We start from the raw sequence: 19045 nt of genomic DNA on the forward strand, positions 1-19045 counted from the left end.
CCTGTCGCCGAGAGTCAATGCTCATTGACATTATTGCAGTTTTTTCTTCGACTTGCTGTTGCGGTATAACTTAGCAGAAGGGCAAATGCGCGAGTAACAAGTCTCAAAAACTATAGACGAAACGGCGATTGCAGTAGTATTCGTGCTCTGTTAAGTTGCTAATATTATTGCGTTAAAGTTAGCGTGATTATCGATTTATGATGATTACTTGCTCGGATGTCGTAAGGAGCCGGCGGTAATACATTGGTAACGTATGTAGACAGTAATGAATATTGGAGTTTATCGAATGGAGTTGGTTTCTCAATATGGCACAAGTGTGTTGGTGCTAGGTTTATCAGGGATGTTGTTTTTTATCCAATTGTTAGTTGCGGACATTACCGGCATAAAACAGAAACAGATCCCAGGTACAGCTATTACAGGCGGCCATGATAGTTTTTTGTTTCGTTCTAGCCGAGCATTCGCCAATAGTAACGAAACAGTTGGCATATTGGTTTTATTTATTCTGTTCTCGATTTTCTCCTCAGCCAACCCGACTTGGGTAAACAATTTGTCGCTAGTGTATATGCTTGGTCGCATTGGTCATATGATGTGTTATTACGCAAATTTTCAATTGATGCGTAGTGTCTCATTTGTGGTAAGTGCGATTGGCTTAGTCGGTATATTTGTTTCAGGTATTCTTCGTTGGCTGTGAACTTCCCTTTAACGGGCGGAAATTTTCAAGCAACCACGATATGAAAATAGCACGGAGCGTAGTAACGAGTTTTTGCTATGTTGTGCTTGGTTGCGCAAATTAGGCAAACAATTGTTGTGTTTTAGGACGGGACACCAGCAGGGATGATGATCAGATATCTAATTTTTATTGCTTCACTCAATGTAAGCTACGCGGCTGCACAGCCTGGCTTAAATTTCTCAGCACTGAAAACTCAGTTAGATAACCAAGCCCCTAAAATTTTGCAAAAGCATGCCGCTGCAGGTCTGCATACAACGGCGATGGATTTAGCTCGTTTCAATTTGGCCATTCTTAAAAACGAGCTAGGTGAATACAATGGTGCTCAGCTGCTACCTAAAGCATTGATTGCAGATATGACTACCCCTGCTGCTAATGCTGGCGGACGCTGGAGTATGAGTTACGTGGTTGACCAAAGTAATACCAGTTTAGGGTTTGCTGGATTTAATCGTGGCTGGGTGTCGTTGAGTTGTTCGATGACGGCACAAAACATCGGTTATGTGATTCTAACCAACAGTAGTATAGGCCAGATTACCAATGAGCTTGATAGTTTTATTTTGTCCAAAGTGGCAGAATCGCAAGCTAATTAGGCGCTTAAAGGCGGCTTTGCAATAAGCTCTTAAAAAAGGATTGAAATCAGTTGTGGTCAAAATTATTAGCAATAACTCTGTGTGTTCTGCTCGGCTACTCGGTTGCCAGTTTTCAGTCTAGCCGTGCAGAGCTTAACGAGGAGATCAGTGACTATCAAAGGGAGATCCTCATCGCAGCAAGATTGCTGCAAGAATACAGCGACAATTGTGCCACGGTAAAGCACAGTAATTTCTCACCTTATGTTGAGCACTCGGTAAGTCGTTACGCTTTATTGGTTGATAAAGCTGAGGGCTTTCCCCATTTTATGGGCGAGTCTTTTACTTTAGATCATCAAGAGTCTGTTGTTGGGTTCGAACAACAAATTGAGCAGATGCATAAGGCGGTGAGTTTGTGCGAATAAAGCCAGTCCAGATCTAAATTGACTATGCGATAGCTATTTAGCGACTGAAGCAAACCGTTGCAGGCAAATACTTCATGGAGTGAAATGGCTTTTTAAAGTGCCCAATTGGGCTATCAGGGACGATTAATGAATAGATTTGTAATACTCATAGGCGTATTTTTTCTGCTGCTTTGGCGGCAAGTGACAAGCTGCTAATAGAAAATATTACCATAGTGTCATCGCATTTAAGCGCGCCAAACACGAATATGAATGTGCTGCTTAACAATGGTCGAATTGAGCAAATCACCTCGCAAAAAATCACTGATTACGATGCTAAAATAGACGGCGTTGATAAATTTCTGGCTCCAGGGTTGATGGACAGCCACGTGCATGTTTCCTCTGTGCCAGGTATGGGGTTTGGTGTAGAACCCCTGGCGGTCAAGCACCCGCAAATTGTTGCGGCGTACTATGAGCAGCAACCAAAAAGCTTTTTATATTACGGTGTGACCCAAGTACTGGATCCTAACCCAGGCTTAAACTCCAAGCATTTTACCAATGCGGCTAACCATCCTGATTATTTTCGCTGTGAGGTGATCACGTCAAAAGACACTTTTCCTTATGTAGAAAAAACAGACTCGCTTTCTCAGTCTATGTATCGCTATTTAGTCGATGAGGCGGCGGCAGCTAATAAGCCTGATTCCGCAGAGAGTTTAGTGCAACAAATAGCGAGTTCGGGGGCTTCGTGTATCAAACTCTACTTTGAAGACGGCTACGGTGATGCCAATCAATGGCAGCTGCTACCTTCAGCTACGCTAAAGCGCATTAAAGTGGAGGCTGATAAACATAATCTTTTGATAGTGGCCCATGCCAATGCATTTGATATGCAGCAGTTGGCCCTTGCTGCTGGCGTAGATGTGATTGCCCACGGCATGTGGAACTGGGGTCAACTTCGTCGCCACCTAGATGTGCCTGCAGAGATAGCTGCCACGCTCGATGTTATCATTGATGAGCAAGTAGGTTACATGCCAACCCAAAGAGTGATTGCTGGACTAGGAGAGGTGATGCTCCCCACAACGGCAAGTTCACCGCAGTTTTTAGCTGTGACTCCAGCGCCTCTTATAGACTGGTACCAGACTCCACAGGCGCGGTGGTTCAAAAAAGAGTTACGCATAGGGTTCGACGGCATGGCCGACAACGCGATTGCTGTGATATTTTTATATGGGCGCATCGGCAAGGGCAACAAAGTGATCCAGTATCTTAATCATGCTAACCACCCAATATTATTAGCCTCTGATTTTCCTGGTAGCCCGAGCTATGCCAATCAACCAGGATTAACCACCTTCCAAGAGATGAAAGCGATGGCAAATGCGGGGTTATCTCCTGCACAAGTACTGGCGGCCGCCACGATAAATAATGCCAAGCAGTTTAAGGTGGATGCTGACTATGGCACGGTGCAAGTGGGTAAAAAGGCTAACCTGTTAGTCCTTGAGCGCAACCCGCTAGCGTCTGTTGAGGCATGGGATAGTATTGAAACCGTTATATTGAATGGTAAGCCGATCGCTAGGCAGGAGTTGGCTGCAGGCAATGAAAAGTCGCTGAATTAAACTCGGTTAATATTGTTGGTGAATTACCGATATTCAACATTGATGTTGAATATCGGTAATTTTAACAGCAATAGACTGCGCTATTAACGACCCATGGCTGTTGATGCTCGGCGTCTATCGCTCGCGCCAGTAATCTTGCCATTGTTGATTTCGACAGCGTTTAGTCCACTGACCATAGGTAGCACATACACCGGATAACCATAGTCGATAAATTCCGGCACCAGCATTTCGGCGAAAGTGGTTTTTTCAACCAGTAACCCTGTGGTGTATTGTGACTTAGTGCGATCGACTTTGGTGCCATATTGGATATTGGGCAGATCAATGGCTTCTTGCGCTGTCAGTTGCCAGTCAATCACCCCGACTAGCGTTTTGAGCACATACCCCGGGATTTGCCCGCTGCCGGGCGACCCAATAACCAACCTCAGCCTGTTTTGATTGTCTAAAACCATTAACGGTGTCGTGGCTGAACGAGGTCTTTTTCCAGCTGCTATCGCATTTTGAGCCGGTTTACCATCAACTACGGGGTTGTGAGTAAAATTGTCCATCTGTGCATTCAATATTAAACCATCGACCATCACGCCTGAACCCATCCCGGTGCCGACGGTACTGGTCATGGCAATGGCATTGCCTTGGGCATCGACAATCGAAATGTGGCCAGTATCGCGACCTTCTAGCTTACTGTCGCTGCCAGGCATTTGCGCTAATAGTGCTCCGGCGGTGGGTGGTTCTGGCATCACGCCGGTTTTAGGTAGCAAAGCTCTGCGCTGAGCTAAATAGGCTTTATCTAATAACGCTTGGCTGGGAACTTCGACATAATCTGGGTCGCCCGCATAGGCAATACGATCGGCCTGAGTGATCCGCATGGCTTCGGTCATCAATCGCCACGCCTGCGCATCTGTTGGCTGCATATCGTTAAGTTGGTAAGGCTCAAGTAATGCCAGTGTTTGCGCGACCATAGTGCCACCCGATGACGGATAACCAAAAGAGATAACTTGATGCCCACGGTAGTTAGTTTTAACGATGTCGCGGTGCTTGAGCTGATAGTGATTGAAATCATCCATCGTCAATTGAGGTTGATTGGCTTCCAGTCGCTGGTTGACGGTCTGCACTATCTGCTGACCTAAAGCCCCTTGATACAAATAGTCACCGCCCTGTTTGGCTATGTTGGCCAAAGTTTTAGCTAAAGCGGGATTGGTCATTAAGCTGCCGGTGGGTTTTATCTGCTCATCTTGCCAATAAAGCGCCTTGATTTCAGGGTCGTGTTGCAGGCGAGCTTGTTCCCTAACAACAATATCGTGGGTGTAGCTGTTTAATGCATAACCTTGGTTCGCTAAATCTATTGCCGGCTGTACTAATTCTGCCCAATCGAGCTTGCCGTATTGTTGATGGGTCTGATATAGCAATTTCAACGTACCGGGAATGGCCACCGAGCGCGGACCCAATACCTCACTGTTATCGACCGCTTTGCCTTGGTGCATAAACATATTGGCGTGGGCACTTGCCGGTGCGGCATCTCTGCCGTCAAATGCGTGAAACTGTTTAGCTTGGTGGTGATAAAACAGGGCGAAAGTGCCGCCACCAATACCGGTCATATCCGGTTCAACCACAGTCATGACCATTTGCATCGCAACCATGGCATCGATGGCGTTGCCTTGCTTGTTCAATACATCATAACCAGTTTTAGCCACGTAAGGGTTGGTGGCACTCACCATAAAAGATTCACCTGTGGCGGTAGGCGTGAGCGGTAGCTCGTTGGCCGCTACGATAGTTGAGGTGAAGTAGAAAAAGCCAGTCAATAATGATTTTCGCATGGTCTAAACGATTAATGAAACGAGCAGGTATTATTTCATAGTCGCATACTTGCTGCTGAGCAAACCTAGGCTTGGTTTAGCTGCGGTACAGCTTGTTGTACAAGTTGTTAGCACCATGTATTTACCTGGGTTTTGCTTGTTGTTATTGCGTGACGTTGGCTAAGGTCATCAGTGCGTCAGTGCGTCAGTGCGTCAGTGCATCAGTGCATCAGTGCATCAGTGCATCAGCGCCTCAGTCGCATGATGCTATGGCGTGATGACAGGCGTTGTTGATATTAAGACAGTAAAAAGCTACTTATTACGGACAAAGTTTAGAATGTGACCTTTAAAGTCACTGTCTAGGTAATCGGTATGTTCTGGCTTAGAAAAGGTGGATAAATAGCCCATTTTAAGCAGGCTTTTGGCTAGTTTGGTTTTTCTTCCCCGTCCTGGGTCGACGATGATCACTTCACATTGTGGCTTTGAGTGTTCGTGGATGAAATTTGACAGTAAGTCGATATGTTCATCTTCATATAATAGATCGCTACCAATAATTAAGTCGAAGCGACCCAAGCTATCATCACTATCGCCCCAGCCCGTGCGCTCAAAGGGAATAAGATCGTCACCATTTAACTCAGAGTTTCTGGCAAGAAAGGTCTCCACCTCGGGGTGGTAATCCGTTGCGGTAATATCCACTTGGCGTTTATTGAGCAACAAACTGCTAAGCGCTGTGCCACAGCCAATTTCTAACACCCGTTTCACCCCAACATCATAGTCAGCAATATGGTGAGCCAACACTAAACTTGATGGCCAAACTACACCAAAAATCGGCCAAGTAGCAGACGAGATGCCTAGCTCTTCGGCAATGCCATCGGGGTCGTGGAATTCCTGTTTATTTCGCAGTGTGCACAGGTGAATATCGGTTTTTCCAAACTCGATGGTTTGGTAACGTAAACGCAGATCTGTCATTTGGCCGCCTCAATCATTGAGCGCTCAGCCAGGTATCAGTGATAAATGACAAAACGAAGAACTACAGGTTATAGTGATTGGCCTGCAATTGAAAGTAATATATTTAACAATAGATTATGCTGCTCGCAGTGATGTTGCGCTGTATGACCTACTCCAGTCAAATATTGCGACACTGCGCCGTTTCTTTTATCACGGGTGAGAGCATCCTGGTGAATCACAGCCAGTTAAGAGACTCTTTAACCGCCTCGCTGGTAATCAAAAGTGACTAAAACTGGCGCTGCTAACTAAGTGACTTGAATCGCGCTGTTTTATCCCCATCTTTTATTTGAGGGAGCAATGGAGCAATGGAGCAATGGAGCGATGGAGCGATAAATGCAAATCCTGGATACCGTAGCCGGATTGAATATTGATGGGTTAACCTTAGTAGCCTACTGCGCAGCGATTGTAGTGTTGCTGCTATTATTTTGGCTGATGTATCGCATTGTGCTGTGGGCGAAAAACATGCCGAAAGGCGCTTTTATTATGCTCGCAGTGTTTCCTCTTATTTCACTGTTTCCCATTCCCCATCAAGAAATTAAAAAAATTGAGCGTATCAAGCAGCAAGAGATAAAGGCTGAAGATGAAAGTGGTGAACCGCCGGTTTAGCCCAAGATTTAACAAAAGGAGTAAACCATGGATTTTTGTATTAGCCGCATAAATACGCCACAGGGAATTTTTAAGCTAACGGGTCGCCGCGCCATTGTTGGCTGCCAAACGGTAATTCACTATCAAGGTGCCAAATTTATGAGCACTGACGGTTGGGTAGAGCTCGATCTTGATTCATCAAAAGCAAAGCAAGTACTCGATAAAATTGAAACAGTGGTGATTGAACATCTGAATCAAGATTGATCTTATTAAACAGATTCAACATTATAGCTAAACTTACTTTTAGGAATTCGTAGTTGAATGGAGTCACCATTCATCAAAATAAACAACCCGACTAGCGGGCCAGTAACTGGTGTGGGCGACTCAATTGTTTAAGGATTGCAGTGTTAGATAAACTAGTATCAGACAGGTTAACGTTAACACCGCCTTCGATGGATTGGCAAAACGCGATGTTGCAGGCAGTTGTTGAGAGTCAAAATACATTGCGGCAATTTTTACCTTGGGTGCCGAACGCCTTGACTGAGCAAGAATCAATTAATGACATGCAGAAGGCGATAGATAATTTCGAACGCTTCGAAAATGAGTTGCGCTTTGGCCTGATAGAAAAAACTTCGGGTCAGCTTGTTGGGGTGATTGGTTTAGTGATACGAGACAAATCGGTGCCATTTTTTGAGATAGGTTATTGGCTGCGTAGCAGTTGTGCGGGAAAAGGCTATATTACCGAGGCGGTGACTCGGCTTGAGCATTATGCATTTACTGAGCTTAACGCCAATAGAATAGAAATTCGTGTCGCTGAAACTAACTTGAAGAGTCAAGCGGTTGCCGAACGTTGTCAGTATTTACTCGAGGGTATGTTGGTAAATGAATGCCGACTGCCCAGCGGTGCACTCAGCAATACACTGATCTATGCCAAGTCGCAGCAAACACTTAGCTCTTCATCGATGTAAAAGGATTTGTATGCCGTTTTCTCTCTATACTCCTTTGAGTGTCATCATTTTTAGGCTGACTAAAGTTTGGCAAGCAGATAATCTTTATTTCGGCGCTCAATGATGAGATTTGGTCGCGCTTGGCTTACTGCCTATGTTCTGATGTTATTGAGCATTCAACTTGTTGGCTGTGCCAGTGGCGAAGTTGATGTGCTTGATGCCGAGGGTAGGGTGATGGGTCAATGTAGCGCCGAATTCAACTTTCATCGCTACGGCGCGCAAGCTTCGGTTGATTACATCCTACATTTATGTGCTCAAGAGCATGTCGAGCAGGGGCGTTTGATTGCCGATCAACGGTATATTGAGCAAGACTTTAGCTTACCCACGCCACCTAAAAACCGTCAGTGGAATCAAAGTCTGGCACATCAAGCCTTTGCCGATAAACAGATCACTGAACAGCAACTGGGTTATGTGTTGGCTGCGATTGAGTACCATTTTTGGATGCAACGCCAACAAGCGCAAGCATTGCTCGAACAGGGGCAGTTGACAACGGCGCAATATGAGCAGCGATTAGCCCAAGCCAAGCGCGAATTAACCGGAGAGTGAGTATTGCGGTTAAGTTTAAGGGATAGGAATGAAGTTAGACGATGAGTTGTTTAGCCAGTTATTAGCCACCGCTGGCGCCAGTGCGCGCCTGCGAGCACACCTAAATTTGCATCAGAGTTATGATGAACCGGTGCAGCGGCTGTGTATCGCACTGCAACATGGCAGTTATGTGCGCCCCCATCGGCATGTGTTAGCCAATAAATGGGAGCTAATAATGGCTTTACGTGGTGAGGTCGTTTTAGTGCAATTTGACAGTACAGGTGCGATTACCGATAAAACCCGCTTAACGCCGGGGACGGCAGTCTCGGCAATTGAGTTACCGGAAAATAGCTGGCATTGCTTATATGTCCCGTCTGAGCACGCAGTGATTATGGAGGTAAAGCCAGGCCCTTATTCAAGCATTGATGCGGCAGAGTTTGCTTCATGGGCACCTGCAGAAGGCGAGAGTCAATCGATTGATTTTCTCAGTTGGCTGTATCAAGCCCAGCTGGGCGATAGGTATTTACCCTAAATTTAAATCGGCTATGTGACCTAGTTCAGCGACTTGCTAGCTGACGTAATAAAAATTGATACAGTCCAACGATGGCTTTTTCTAGCCAGCTTAATAGCTATTTTGTTATGATTTCGCAAACATTAAAAGACAGCAAATCATGCAGATAAAACAATTACATCACGCTGCAGGCCCGTTATGGGACAGTGCCATGTCGATCTATTGTGAGGTTTTTCCTCAGTGGGAGCGTGAGCCCATAGAAGAACTAAAACAAGCGGTCGATACTGGTAAATCCCGTTGTATAGTCATTCATGCTGGTGAGCAAGCATTAGGTATGTCACTCACTGAGCTGTATCCGCAACACAGGTTTGCCATGTTGGGCTATCTATTCATTGCGCCAGCGATGCAGGGGCAAGGGCTGGGAAAACAGCTTTGCGATGAATTGTTTGAATTTTTCGATCCAAGCACCGAGTTTAGCTGGCTGTTGGTCGAGGCCGAAGCTGGGCCTGAAAAGTTTTATCAGAAGCTAGGTTTTAGCACTTTTAATATCGATTACCTATCGCCCCATTATGATGATCAAGCGTCAACGCCAATGGCGTTAATGTATCATTGTAAATCGCAGCAAGCACTACCCACTTTGCAACAGTTATGGCAGGTAGTCGCGCACATTTTTACCAGCAGTTACTATCTAGATAGCACTGATGCCCGCTTTGTTGAACAACGCCAACGTATACTTTCTAAGGACAGTTTATGACGCTTGACAGTGATGTCGAATTACAGACAATTTTAGGCCGTTTTTTTGACTTTATTGGTGAAGAGGATTTTGAGCAGTGCTTTCATTGGGCCAAATCAGAGTTGCAGCTGGTGGGGTCGCCAGCCTATCAATTAGCAGAGCAATTTGAACAGCAACCTAAGGTTGAGTTAGCCGAGCTCGCTGATTTGCCTAAGCGCGATGCACTACTGCTTTTCTGTGCTTGCTACGGCTATGCTAGGCATGAGGTAGAGGAAAGTAATTGGTATTTGCACGCGGAAACGCTAGTGCGTTCAAGTATTACCGCATTGGATGCCTTACCGTCATCACCTTTGGTTAAAGTACTGCAGAAGTTTGCGGCGATTCAAATCGATGTGTGCTACATCGACAGGGGCATATACACCAGTCAAGAGTGGCTGATGGCAGAAGCGACCCAAAATATCGATACTCACTTAGCCTGTGTGAATAGTTTTGCCGCCGAGTTTAGCGAAAAAGAAAGTCAGCTTTATGCCCAGTACCTGCGGCCCGAATTTAGCGCTTATCGCCATTTTAGTGAAGGGGTAGCGATAATTGCTCAGCTGTGTGACATGCGCTGGAATGATCCTGTCAAACTTACTGCGACCATGGCGAAGCTGCGCCCGCAGTTTATTACTGCGGTAAAGGCGCTAACCGCCGCCGATAAATACATTATGTCGACGGATTTGGAAGCACTGTGGCCACCGTTGACATTTTTCAGTGAAAATCGACAACCGGGCTCAGGTGAACTGTTTGTTGAGCGCGGGTCAATCAGTATCTCCTATTTTGCCAACGTCAATCACATCGTCACGCGGGAATTGCGTCAGACCTTAAGTGAGGTAGTGGCGAGCGCACCGCAAAACCATGCTCTGTATTTATCTGACTGGGGGGCGCAAACCCCTAAAAGCAACATGCTCAATGATATATGGGCGGGTATTGCCAAAGATTTTGAAGATATTTACTCATGGCAACTGCCGCAATTGAGTTTGCCTTTTCGTAATAAGGGCGGCCGAGACACTGAGCTGGTGTTTGATGTTGAGCTTATTTATTACCCAATGGGCATTTTCGCGCTTAATTTACGGGCACCGTTAGAGTATGTCAGTGCCAGTGGTGTGCGTCATGCCATGTCACTGGGAACCCCATTTGCGATGGATCAGCAGATGCACTGGAATGGCCAACAAGTTGGGCTGTTAGAAGAATTTGCCGAGCAGCGTTTTGCTGAGTTGGCTGACCTACTCAACGAGTATTTTAATCACTATCAAAACCCGGTGGCTGATCTGCTGTTTTACAATGCATCAGAGAACCGCTTTGTGTCGACCTTATTAGATAGGGTGGTAGAGCGCATTGATGGCAAAGATACCTCCATGACCGCCAAGTCATTAAAGGGTCACTTTGCTTACCCAGTATTTGTGTTGCCGCAGCGGGAACTGCGCAGCGCGGTTGATGACTGGTGCTTACGCACCGTGACTTCTGATGAGTTCAATCTTAATAAAGATTGCTATAACCATGATGAGTTTGTGTTTACCAACCATCATGAGTGTATTTTAGGTTTGTTGCAGCAACCTAATTGGGTGTTAGAGCAATCGGCGGAGATGATGGAGGTGGCAGCAGCGGTAAATAACCTATTCCACCTGACCAATAAGTTGCTTGATAAGCAGTTACAATATAGCTTGGAGCATGCGGTTCCTAGCTTGCAAGACAAGAAAATATCAGCAATAAAGTTGCGTGCACAGGTGAAAAAGCTAACTGACGAAGGCGCGTGTTTAAAGCAATTTACCCAGGATGCTCATTGGCTACTAGAGCTCATTAATGCCGGTAGTATGATGACTTTTCCAGATCATACCCGTATGGTGCAGAAGGTATTTGACCATATGGACTTTGATAAATTACACACCCGCACTCAAAAGACGCTAGATAAAATTCACTACCGCCAAGAAGAGATCATCTCTGAAACTGCCAAGCTGTATGAAAAGCTGCGCACCCGCAATGGTAAACGTTTTACTCGAGTGTTATCTGGCTCCATGGCCCTGATATCCATCGGTGCTTTGAAGGATATCTTTGATATTCTCAATGGCAGTGAAATGGGCTTTAACATTTCTGGTCCACTGCAAGTCAGTATTGTCACTTTCTTTGGTATGTTACTGATTATATTGCTTATCAATAAAAATGAAACGGATAAGTAATTGCCAAAAAAAAGCTGACGTAAGTCAGCTTTTTTTGTAACTAAAATGGCAAGGCTTAATATTAGTCCGTTAATTTAACGACCATTTTGCCTTTGTTTTTCCCTTCAAACAGGCCAATAAAGGCACTAGGGGCATTATCTAAACCTTGATAGATGGTTTGCTCCGCTTGTACTTGACCAGTCGCCAACCATTGGCCCATCTGCTGGGCATACTCACCGTAGTGATCCCAGTGTTCAAATACGATAAAGCCTTCAATCTTTAACTTTTTGATAATGATGTTGGCGAGGTTACTTGGCCCAGGTGTCGGTGCGGTGTCGTTGTATTGTGAAATCATGCCACACACAGCAATACGGCCATGATCATTCATGTTATCTAGGGCGGCGGTTAAATGCTCACCACCGACATTTTCAAAATATACATCAATACCTTGCGGCGCAGCTTGCCCGAGAGCGGCGCTAATATCATCGCAAGTTTTGTAGTTAATCACCTTATCGATACCCAGTGCATTAAGGTGGGCTGCTTTTTCGTCACTGCCGACAGAGGCCACAACCGTTGCACCCATCAATTTACCTAGTTGACAGGCAACGCTGCCAACTGCGCCAGAGGCTGCTGAAACAAACAAGGTTTCGCCGGCTTTTAACTCAGCGATGCGAGTCAGTCCGGTCCAGGCTGTCATACCTGGCATACCGAGCACACCCAAGAAGTGAGATTCACTGAGGGGGATATTAGGTAGCACAGTGTGATCGCTGCCATCACTAATATAGTGACTGCGCCAACCTAACATGCTGCTGACTTTGCTGCCCACAGGAAAATCTGGGTGCTGAGATTCGATAACTTCACCAATCGCCCCACCTTCCAAGGCTTCGCCAATCACAAAAGGCGCAATGTAGCTTTTTCTATCAATCATGCGGCCGCGCATATAAGGATCAACCGACATCCACAGGTTTTTAACCAAAAATTGACCTGCTTGAATTGCGGGTAGTTCGACACTATTTTGTTTGAAATGTGCTGCCGTGGGCAACCCTTCAGGGCGTGATGCTAATACGATTTGCTGAGCTTTCATAATTCCTCTTTTTACTTTGCGTGCAAACTAATTGTTGGTTAATCTACATTTAATTTGTGCGCAAAGCAAATGCTTTGTGCGCAAACTAAAATAGCGTACACTAGACTCAATGTAGAACAACTTAACTTGGCTTAGCGAATAATGATGGCTACTATGTGCCTGCAAATGGTTGCGGGAGCTGTTGTTAGCCAATTAGCCGCGGTGACATTTTAACGATGAAAGGTAGATTTTGAGCGATAACCAGCATGTAGATTCAACAGCGGAAACATTGTCATTATCTGACAATGTTTGTTTTGCGTTATATACCGCAGCCAATGCTTTGGTGCGTGCGTACCGACCACTACTGCAGCAGTGCGATTTGACCTACCCACAATACTTGGTGATGCAGGCATTGTGGTTGCAAGATGGCGCCAGTTTGACTGATCTGTCACGGGCAACCAAGCTTGATTTGGGAACCTTGACGCCAATTGTTAAGCGCTTAGAGAGCAAACAGCTACTCGCTCGCCATGTTGATGAGCATGATGAGCGCAAAAAACTCATCGTGATAACCGCCAAGGGAGCAGAACTTAAACAGCAAGCACTGGCGCTTAAGCAGGTGTTGTTAAGTAAAGTCTCGGTATCAGAAGCTAAGCTCGATGAGTTACGGGACTTATGTTTGGTGCTGACTGAAGATCTCAATCGCTAATGGCTAGCGCTAGGTTGTTGTTGGTAGGGTAAAGCCTATTGCGCCAATCATTTAGCTTAGAAAAACCCTTTTGTTATACATATGAAACACACTGTTTTGTATATGGTTCAGTGATGTTGGCATTTTCCTAGTAATTAAGTTACCAATTTTTGTATAATCGCGACCAATTCGTGCCTATCAACTATGCTTAATGGCATTGTCGAAATCAGTTGCTAGCAAGTTTATGATTTCATTACTATTGAGCAGAAAACTATAAACGATAGGTTAAAGTATTCTCTGTTCCCCTTGGAAAACCCAATGCAAAACCACACAGACCTCCTTGATATAGGCGTGATTGGCTTAGGTGTCATGGGCAAAAACCTTGCTCTAAACATTGCTGATAATCAATATCACGTTGCCGCATTTGACCTTGATGCTAATAAGGTTCAGCACCTTATTGAACAAGAACAGAAAGAGCGTAAAGCGGGCCTCAGCCCAAGAGTATTAGGCTGTAGCAATCTTACAGAAATGTTATCCAGCCTCAGCAAGCCGCGTATCTTAGTCTTATCGGTTCCTGCGGGCGCCCCAGTAGATGGTGTGTGCCAATCGCTAATCGAAGCCGGTATCGAGCAAGACGATATTGTGATCGATACCGGTAACAGCTTGTGGACAGATACCGTTGCCCGCGAGCAGCAATATGCGGATCAATTTACTTTCTTCAGTTGTGCGGTATCAGGCGGTGAGATGGGGGCGAGGTTTGGTCCATCATTAATGCCAAGTGGCAGCGAGAAGGCCTGGCAACGTATCGCACCGATTTGGCAGGCCATTGCCGCCAAGGTCGACCCAGAAACCGGATTGCCAATAGAGCGTCAAGAGCCTGGTAATCCAGTAACTGAAGGCGAGCCTTGTACCACTTATATTGGCCCTGCTGGTTCCGGGCATTATGTCAAAATGGTGCATAACGGCATTGAATATGCTGATATGCAGTTGATATGCGAAGCCTATCAATTACTGCATGATGGTTTTGGTATGAGCCAATATGAAGTTGGCGATCTGTTTGCCAAATGGAATAAAGGTATACTTAATAGCTATTTGATGGAGATCAGTGCTGACGTATTGCGTCAAGCGGATCCGATCACAGGCCGTCCTTTGGTGGAAATGATTTTAGATAAAGCCGGCCAAAAAGGTACCGGGCTTTGGACCGCGGTGAGCAGTTTGCAGATTGGTTGCCCAGCGCCCACGATTGCCGAAGCCGTATATGCTCGGGCTGTGAGCACTCAAAAAGGCCAGCGCAAGCAGCTGTCTAAGCTACTGAGTGGCCCACAGCCACAACAGGTAGATGAGCAAGCTAAGCAGCAGTTTATCGACCAGTTAGAAAACGCGCTGTACTGCGCAAAGATCGCCAGTTATGCCCAGGGTTTTCAGTTGATGGCCATGACAGCAAAAGAAAAGCAGTGGCAGCTCGATTTTGCTGAAATCGCTAAAATTTGGCGTGCAGGTTGTATCATCCGTGCAACGTTTTTGCAGTCAATCACCCAAGCTTATCAGCAAGCTAATCGTCAAAAGCAAGAGTTAGCCAATTTGTTGATGGCCGATACCTTTAGCAATCACCTTTCGGCTAAACAACAAGATTGGCGTTTAGCGGTATCACAAGCGGTATTGAAAGGGATTCCTGCTCCTTGTATCAGCTCTGCCTTGGCTTACTACGACAGCTATCGCTGCGAAACTCTGCCAGCCAACCTATTACAAGGCCAGCGAGACTTTTTTGGTGCGCATACTTTTGAACGTACCGATGCGCCAGACGGTGAAAAATTTCACCTTAACTGGAGTGCAAAAACACGCACACTAGATAAGCTGTAATACGAGACGTTGTTAGAGAAAAGGAGCCTTATGGCTCCTTTTTTAGTGGCCAAAATAGTGATCTGAGTAGTTGAATACTTGTTATACGGCAACTACGCTAGACTGAGGAATATTGTTAGGTCAGGTGCTTAAACCAAGGATGTTACTATGCCGCAAATCACTCTAAATAAACCAAGTCAAAAGATGTTCTTATTCGTTGCAGCTATGGCCGTGCTAATGGGGTGCAATAGCACTGCTGATCAGCCGGCACCCAAAGAGTCAATGGTCGGGGCCGATCGCACTGAGCAGGGCTGCATTGCGTCGGCAGGTTATGCCTGGTGCGATAAACTACAGCGTTGTGTGCGCCCATGGGAAGTGGCGGATCGCGAAGGGTTTGATAATACTGAACAAGCTTTTAATCAGTTTTGCAGTAAAGAATAAGCGACGTTAATTTAGCTGATTCGCTGTGCTTGCAGTGTCATTGATGGCTGTTCGTTAAAAAACTGCCGATACTCTACTGAAAAGCGTCCAAGCTCCAGAAATCCCCAATCAAGGGCGATATCACTGACTTTTGTGTCACTGTGGTCACTTTGCCGTAGTGCAGATCTGACCCGGTTTAATCTGAGAATACGGACGTAACGTGTCGGGGATATCCCGACTAACTCTTTAAAGCCATATTGCAAACTACGTTCACTTAGCCCGGCAATGACACAAAGCTCTGCCATAGTGGGCAGTTGTTGCACATGGTCACGTAAGTAATCGATAACTCGATGGACTCCTCTGATGCGTTGGGAGTGTGCTGCTAACTGTTGCTTAATGGGCGCGGTGGGCATTAGCGCGTCTATTGCCAGATTGGTGAGCGATTCAGCATACAACTTCAAGATAAGCGGCGAGTGTAGCAACTGTGGCTGGTGGTCAAAAACTTTAATGGCTTGCTGTATACCAAGTGTATAGCGATTTAAGGCATTGCTATCGGTTGTTACCGCTTGATTTGAAAGCCAAGCTTGCGGGATATCTTGGCCAGTCAAACTCAGAAAGTGCTGATATAACGCTTGGCGATTGAAAATACTGGCGACATAGTCAATGTGGTTATTCACATTGATCCCCCAATCGCCGCCTGAGGCTTGAATAAGCTTAGGGTTAGATGACAATTTGCCGTAGTAGTAGCCCTCGGTGGCAGGTGAAATGATGGAGGCGAAGGGCACATAGCTGCTTGGTGGTGCCGCCTCAATACGGGTAGCGATATTGAGTTGCTCACGAAAAAGCATCAGCGCGCCAAGGTTAACCTCAACATAGTTGGCGTTAAATTCGCCGGGTTTGAGTTGGGTATAAGTGCGACGCTTATCTTGATTAAAATGAACTAACTGCTCAACATCTTGGGTATGTATTTGGCGTATACCATTGGGCCTAATGCTCATACTCATCCTTGTTTAAACTCACTTTGCCTATTGTTTATCGCGTAAAGCTCATTTCTTGCTACTCCATGCAGCATGTTTATAACTTAACAGCTTTTTATTTGGCTTGTTATGTTGTTGATGATTTATTTTACCAATTTTTATAGCGGTTTTAATCTGCGTTATAGCCGTTGAGTCATTCTGTGATTGCATCGTCTATGGTGCGCCGCGTTGTTGGCGCTGAACTTGTTGTAATACTTGGTGGTAGTAAGCCTCGTTCGGCGCAAGCTTCACTGCTTGCTGCAGATATTTGATGCTTTGCAGTAGCTGTTGCTCACGGATATAGTGCAACGCCAGACTAAATCGCAGTGCAGCGGAATCAGGGGATTGCTCAATACCAGCAATTAAGGTCGAGTATACTTTTTTGGACTCGGACCGCTGGCGATATACATCGGCCAAGTTGATATAACTGGCGTCAAAAAATGGCTCTACTTTTATGGCTTTATCGTAATAGTGTATTGCTGTGTCTAATTGTCCCTGAGCTCGGTATATATTTGCTAAGTTGTTTAACGCAAAAGCTCGATCACTATTGTAGTGTTGTGACTCGATATACTCAGGCAATGCGAGGCTGAGTTGTTGCTGCTGATTAGGTGTCATTTGTTGCCAGTCCAACACCAATGACTCAATTGCTGCGTATCTGACAGCCAGTTTGCTATCGGTTAAATAAGGCGATATCTGTTGCCATTTATCATTAACGCTAAAATGGCTTGCAGCAAGTATCACGCCGCGGCGGACTAGATCGTTGCTATCGTAGGCATTGGTTTGCTGTGCATAGGTGGCATATTTGCCCTGATAGCGTCCTAGCCGTTGCAATGCTGATGCGCGTACGATGGCACTATAGGAGGCTTGACTAGCTACATAAGCCAGTGCTTTTTCTGCTTGCGGGTGAGAGGTGTTATCGGCTAAAAAAGCCCGATAATAGGGTTTATCAGCAAGCTTTGACGCTGAATCATCTGCAGTAACATTTTTTGCATCACCACTAAACCAAGCGCTTATTTGGCTTTGGGCCCATTGATGGTTGTTATTTTGATGACAGTTCAGGCACGGATTGGGACTGTTGCTTTGGGCACTGCGATTGGGGTTAGGAATATGCCAAGCATGATCTCGACGAGCGTCGATTTGCATGTAAGTGGTAGTCGGCATATGGCAGTTCACACACAAATTGCCGGGGCTATCTGCTTGGTGAAAACTATGGTTGTTGGCTTGGTAATGTTGCGTTTGGTGGCACTGCAAACATACTTGATTGCCGCTTAGTTGCAACTTACCTGAGTGTGGATCGTGGCAGTTGCTACACACGACGCCTTTAGCTGCCATCTTGGATTGTAGAAATGATCCATAAACATAGTTTTCATCATAAACCTGGCCATCAGCATAATATAGCTCTGCGTCTAATAGGCTCAATTGATAGCTGTCGGCAAAATCTCGCTGCGATGATGAGTGCGGTGCAAGTTGCATGCGGCGACTATGACACTGCGCACAGGTGTTTAGTTGGTCGGTGGCGGTAACTTGTGTTGGTTGTAAAGTGGTTTGCCCGGCGTTTGCTTGCCAACTTAATACCTGTTTGCCAAGGTGCCTGTCAAAGCCGTAGTCCACATCGGTCGCATTGGTGTCAATGTTGTTGCGCTGTTGAGTCCATTGAATGTGCCTAGAGGCTGGACCGTGGCAGGCTTCACAACCCACGTTAATTTCCGCCCATTGGCTAGCGTACTGATTGGTGTCACTGTGGTAGTTTTTTTCAACGTGGGTCGAGTGACAATCTGCGCAATTGTAATTCCAGTTTTGGCCAACATTGGTCCAATAAAATTCATCTTTAGGATCGACTTCTGGATAGAGGTAAAACCAGCGCTGTCCACCTTGTTGCTTGCTTCTGGCATCCCATGCAAATGGGATTAACTGCAGGCGGCCATCATCAAATTGCACTATGTACTGCTGCAGTGGGAAATGACCAAAGGTATAACGCACTTGAAAATCGCGAAATTCACCATTGCCATCTTTTAGATTGACCCAGTATTGCTTGCCTTTACGATAGAAGCGGTTGCGCTGTTGCTGATAATCTAGATGTTGATCATCAAAGTTACCCAGCACATTTACGCCAGTGGCAACCTGCATAGATTGGTAGTGATCAGAGCTTTGCCATGCCAGGTATGCTGTGCGATGACACTGTTGACATGCTTGACTACCAACATAGATTGGCGCCGTCGCGGCATCTAACAGCTGCGCCGAGGTTGGGGGGCTAAGGCCTAAGCCAAAACTGGCTAGCGCGGTAACAAAGGCAAAGTGGGTCGTAGAGAACTGCTTTTGAGCTTGGCAGACAAACCAAGCCCAGAAACGTATGTCGTGATTAAGCAT

General features: G+C 45.8%; 19 protein-coding genes. 14 read left to right on the forward strand and 5 right to left on the reverse strand.

Annotated features, from left to right (window positions below; all coding sequences use genetic code 11):
- Positions 1-265: 265 nt before the first annotated feature.
- The 4 genes from FLM48_RS07260 (at position 266) to FLM48_RS07275 (ending at position 3301) form a co-directional block, all read left to right on the forward strand.
- Complete coding sequence (locus tag FLM48_RS07260; RefSeq protein ID WP_256871078.1) at positions 266-691, forward strand: MAPEG family protein; 426 nt, start codon at positions 266-268, stop codon at positions 689-691.
- Positions 692-834: 143 nt separating this feature from the next.
- The gene (locus tag FLM48_RS07265; protein WP_179024191.1) at positions 835-1317 is read left to right on the forward strand and encodes a serine hydrolase; all 483 of its coding nucleotides are present in this window, start codon (positions 835-837) and stop codon (positions 1315-1317) included.
- Positions 1318-1367: 50 nt separating this feature from the next.
- Positions 1368-1718, forward strand: a complete 351-nt coding sequence (locus FLM48_RS07270; RefSeq protein WP_179024192.1) for a hypothetical protein — start codon at positions 1368-1370, stop codon at positions 1716-1718.
- Between the two features lie 212 nt (positions 1719-1930).
- Complete coding sequence (locus FLM48_RS07275) at positions 1931-3301, forward strand: amidohydrolase family protein (protein ID WP_256871079.1); 1371 nt, start codon at positions 1931-1933, stop codon at positions 3299-3301.
- Positions 3302-3384: 83 nt separating this feature from the next.
- On the opposite strand, the gene ggt is transcribed toward FLM48_RS07275, so the two are convergent.
- Positions 3385-5112, reverse strand: coding sequence for a gamma-glutamyltransferase (gene ggt, locus FLM48_RS07280; RefSeq protein ID WP_179024194.1), 1728 nt, complete (start codon positions 5110-5112; stop codon positions 3385-3387).
- Between the two features lie 291 nt (positions 5113-5403).
- On the reverse strand, positions 5404-6060 hold the full coding sequence (locus tag FLM48_RS07285; RefSeq protein WP_028772295.1) for a methyltransferase: 657 nt from the start codon (positions 6058-6060) through the stop codon (positions 5404-5406).
- 372 nt (positions 6061-6432) lie between these two features.
- On the opposite strand from FLM48_RS07285, the gene FLM48_RS07290 reads away from it, so the two are divergent.
- From FLM48_RS07290 to FLM48_RS07320, 7 genes are all read left to right on the forward strand, one after another.
- Positions 6433-6705: a hypothetical protein gene (locus FLM48_RS07290; RefSeq protein WP_256871080.1), complete on the forward strand. Its 273-nt coding sequence runs from the start codon at positions 6433-6435 to the stop codon at positions 6703-6705.
- Positions 6706-6732: 27 nt separating this feature from the next.
- Positions 6733-6948: a hypothetical protein gene (locus tag FLM48_RS07295; protein WP_179022698.1), complete on the forward strand. Its 216-nt coding sequence runs from the start codon at positions 6733-6735 to the stop codon at positions 6946-6948.
- A gap of 140 nt (positions 6949-7088) precedes the next feature.
- Positions 7089-7652: a GNAT family N-acetyltransferase gene (locus FLM48_RS07300; RefSeq protein ID WP_256871081.1), complete on the forward strand. Its 564-nt coding sequence runs from the start codon at positions 7089-7091 to the stop codon at positions 7650-7652.
- A gap of 99 nt (positions 7653-7751) precedes the next feature.
- A complete protein-coding gene (locus FLM48_RS07305) occupies positions 7752-8237 on the forward strand; it encodes a hypothetical protein (RefSeq protein WP_179024195.1) in 486 nt (161 codons plus the stop codon).
- A gap of 28 nt (positions 8238-8265) precedes the next feature.
- Entirely contained in the window at positions 8266-8748 is a 483-nt protein-coding gene (locus FLM48_RS07310) for a WbuC family cupin fold metalloprotein (protein WP_179024196.1), read from the forward strand.
- A 139-nt stretch (positions 8749-8887) separates the two neighbouring features.
- Positions 8888-9481 (forward strand): GNAT family N-acetyltransferase, encoded by a 594-nt coding sequence (locus FLM48_RS07315; protein ID WP_179024197.1) that lies wholly within the window; start codon positions 8888-8890, stop codon positions 9479-9481.
- Positions 9478-11676 (forward strand): hypothetical protein, encoded by a 2199-nt coding sequence (locus FLM48_RS07320; protein WP_179024198.1) that lies wholly within the window; start codon positions 9478-9480, stop codon positions 11674-11676. Before FLM48_RS07315 ends, FLM48_RS07320 begins: the two co-directional genes overlap by 4 nt.
- A 61-nt stretch (positions 11677-11737) precedes the next feature.
- Here the strand turns inward: FLM48_RS07320 and FLM48_RS07325 are convergent, their stop codons facing one another.
- On the reverse strand, positions 11738-12739 hold the full coding sequence (locus FLM48_RS07325; protein ID WP_179024199.1) for an NADP-dependent oxidoreductase: 1002 nt from the start codon (positions 12737-12739) through the stop codon (positions 11738-11740).
- A 229-nt stretch (positions 12740-12968) separates the two neighbouring features.
- On the opposite strand from FLM48_RS07325, the gene FLM48_RS07330 reads away from it, so the two are divergent.
- The 3 genes from FLM48_RS07330 to FLM48_RS07340 all read left to right on the forward strand — a co-directional run bounded on the left by FLM48_RS07330 (position 12969) and on the right by FLM48_RS07340 (position 15683).
- Entirely contained in the window at positions 12969-13424 is a 456-nt protein-coding gene (locus tag FLM48_RS07330) for a MarR family winged helix-turn-helix transcriptional regulator (protein ID WP_256871082.1), read from the forward strand.
- Between the two features lie 297 nt (positions 13425-13721).
- The gene (gene gndA, locus FLM48_RS07335) at positions 13722-15263 is read left to right on the forward strand and encodes an NADP-dependent phosphogluconate dehydrogenase (protein WP_179024200.1); all 1542 of its coding nucleotides are present in this window, start codon (positions 13722-13724) and stop codon (positions 15261-15263) included.
- 147 nt (positions 15264-15410) lie between these two features.
- Positions 15411-15683 carry a hypothetical protein gene (locus FLM48_RS07340; RefSeq protein ID WP_179024201.1) on the forward strand — a complete coding sequence of 91 codons (273 nt, stop codon included), beginning with the start codon at positions 15411-15413 and terminating at the stop codon, positions 15681-15683.
- 11 nt (positions 15684-15694) lie between these two features.
- On the opposite strand, the gene FLM48_RS07345 is transcribed toward FLM48_RS07340, so the two are convergent.
- Together FLM48_RS07345 and FLM48_RS07350 are read right to left on the reverse strand one after the other, a co-directional pair.
- Entirely contained in the window at positions 15695-16660 is a 966-nt protein-coding gene (locus tag FLM48_RS07345) for a helix-turn-helix domain-containing protein (protein ID WP_179024202.1), read from the reverse strand.
- 192 nt (positions 16661-16852) lie between these two features.
- Positions 16853-19045 carry a tetratricopeptide repeat protein gene (locus FLM48_RS07350; RefSeq protein WP_179024203.1) on the reverse strand — a complete coding sequence of 731 codons (2193 nt, stop codon included), beginning with the start codon at positions 19043-19045 and terminating at the stop codon, positions 16853-16855.

The organism is Shewanella sp. Scap07, assembly GCF_013394145.1.
In the GTDB taxonomy this organism is placed as follows: Bacteria; Pseudomonadota; Gammaproteobacteria; order Enterobacterales; family Shewanellaceae; genus Shewanella; species Shewanella waksmanii.

What these genes read in the sequence shown, in the direction of transcription:
- FLM48_RS07260 (WP_256871078.1), top strand. Translation starts at nt 266, where the DNA reads ATGAATATTGGAGTTTATCGAATGGAGTTGGTTTCTCAATATGGCACA.
- FLM48_RS07265 (WP_179024191.1), top strand. Translation starts at nt 835, where the DNA reads ATGATGATCAGATATCTAATTTTTATTGCTTCACTCAATGTAAGCTAC.
- ggt (WP_179024194.1), bottom strand. Translation starts at nt 5,112, where the DNA reads ATGCGAAAATCATTATTGACTGGCTTTTTCTACTTCACCTCAACTATC.
- FLM48_RS07285 (WP_028772295.1), bottom strand. Translation starts at nt 6,060, where the DNA reads ATGACAGATCTGCGTTTACGTTACCAAACCATCGAGTTTGGAAAAACC.
- FLM48_RS07290 (WP_256871080.1), top strand. Translation starts at nt 6,433, where the DNA reads ATGCAAATCCTGGATACCGTAGCCGGATTGAATATTGATGGGTTAACC.
- FLM48_RS07295 (WP_179022698.1), top strand. Translation starts at nt 6,733, where the DNA reads ATGGATTTTTGTATTAGCCGCATAAATACGCCACAGGGAATTTTTAAG.
- FLM48_RS07305 (WP_179024195.1), top strand. Translation starts at nt 7,752, where the DNA reads ATGATGAGATTTGGTCGCGCTTGGCTTACTGCCTATGTTCTGATGTTA.
- FLM48_RS07310 (WP_179024196.1), top strand. Translation starts at nt 8,266, where the DNA reads ATGAAGTTAGACGATGAGTTGTTTAGCCAGTTATTAGCCACCGCTGGC.
- FLM48_RS07315 (WP_179024197.1), top strand. Translation starts at nt 8,888, where the DNA reads ATGCAGATAAAACAATTACATCACGCTGCAGGCCCGTTATGGGACAGT.
- FLM48_RS07320 (WP_179024198.1), top strand. Translation starts at nt 9,478, where the DNA reads ATGACGCTTGACAGTGATGTCGAATTACAGACAATTTTAGGCCGTTTT.
- FLM48_RS07325 (WP_179024199.1), bottom strand. Translation starts at nt 12,739, where the DNA reads ATGAAAGCTCAGCAAATCGTATTAGCATCACGCCCTGAAGGGTTGCCC.
- gndA (WP_179024200.1), top strand. Translation starts at nt 13,722, where the DNA reads ATGCAAAACCACACAGACCTCCTTGATATAGGCGTGATTGGCTTAGGT.
- FLM48_RS07340 (WP_179024201.1), top strand. Translation starts at nt 15,411, where the DNA reads ATGCCGCAAATCACTCTAAATAAACCAAGTCAAAAGATGTTCTTATTC.
- FLM48_RS07345 (WP_179024202.1), bottom strand. Translation starts at nt 16,660, where the DNA reads ATGAGCATTAGGCCCAATGGTATACGCCAAATACATACCCAAGATGTT.
- FLM48_RS07350 (WP_179024203.1), bottom strand. Translation starts at nt 19,045, where the DNA reads ATGCTTAATCACGACATACGTTTCTGGGCTTGGTTTGTCTGCCAAGCT.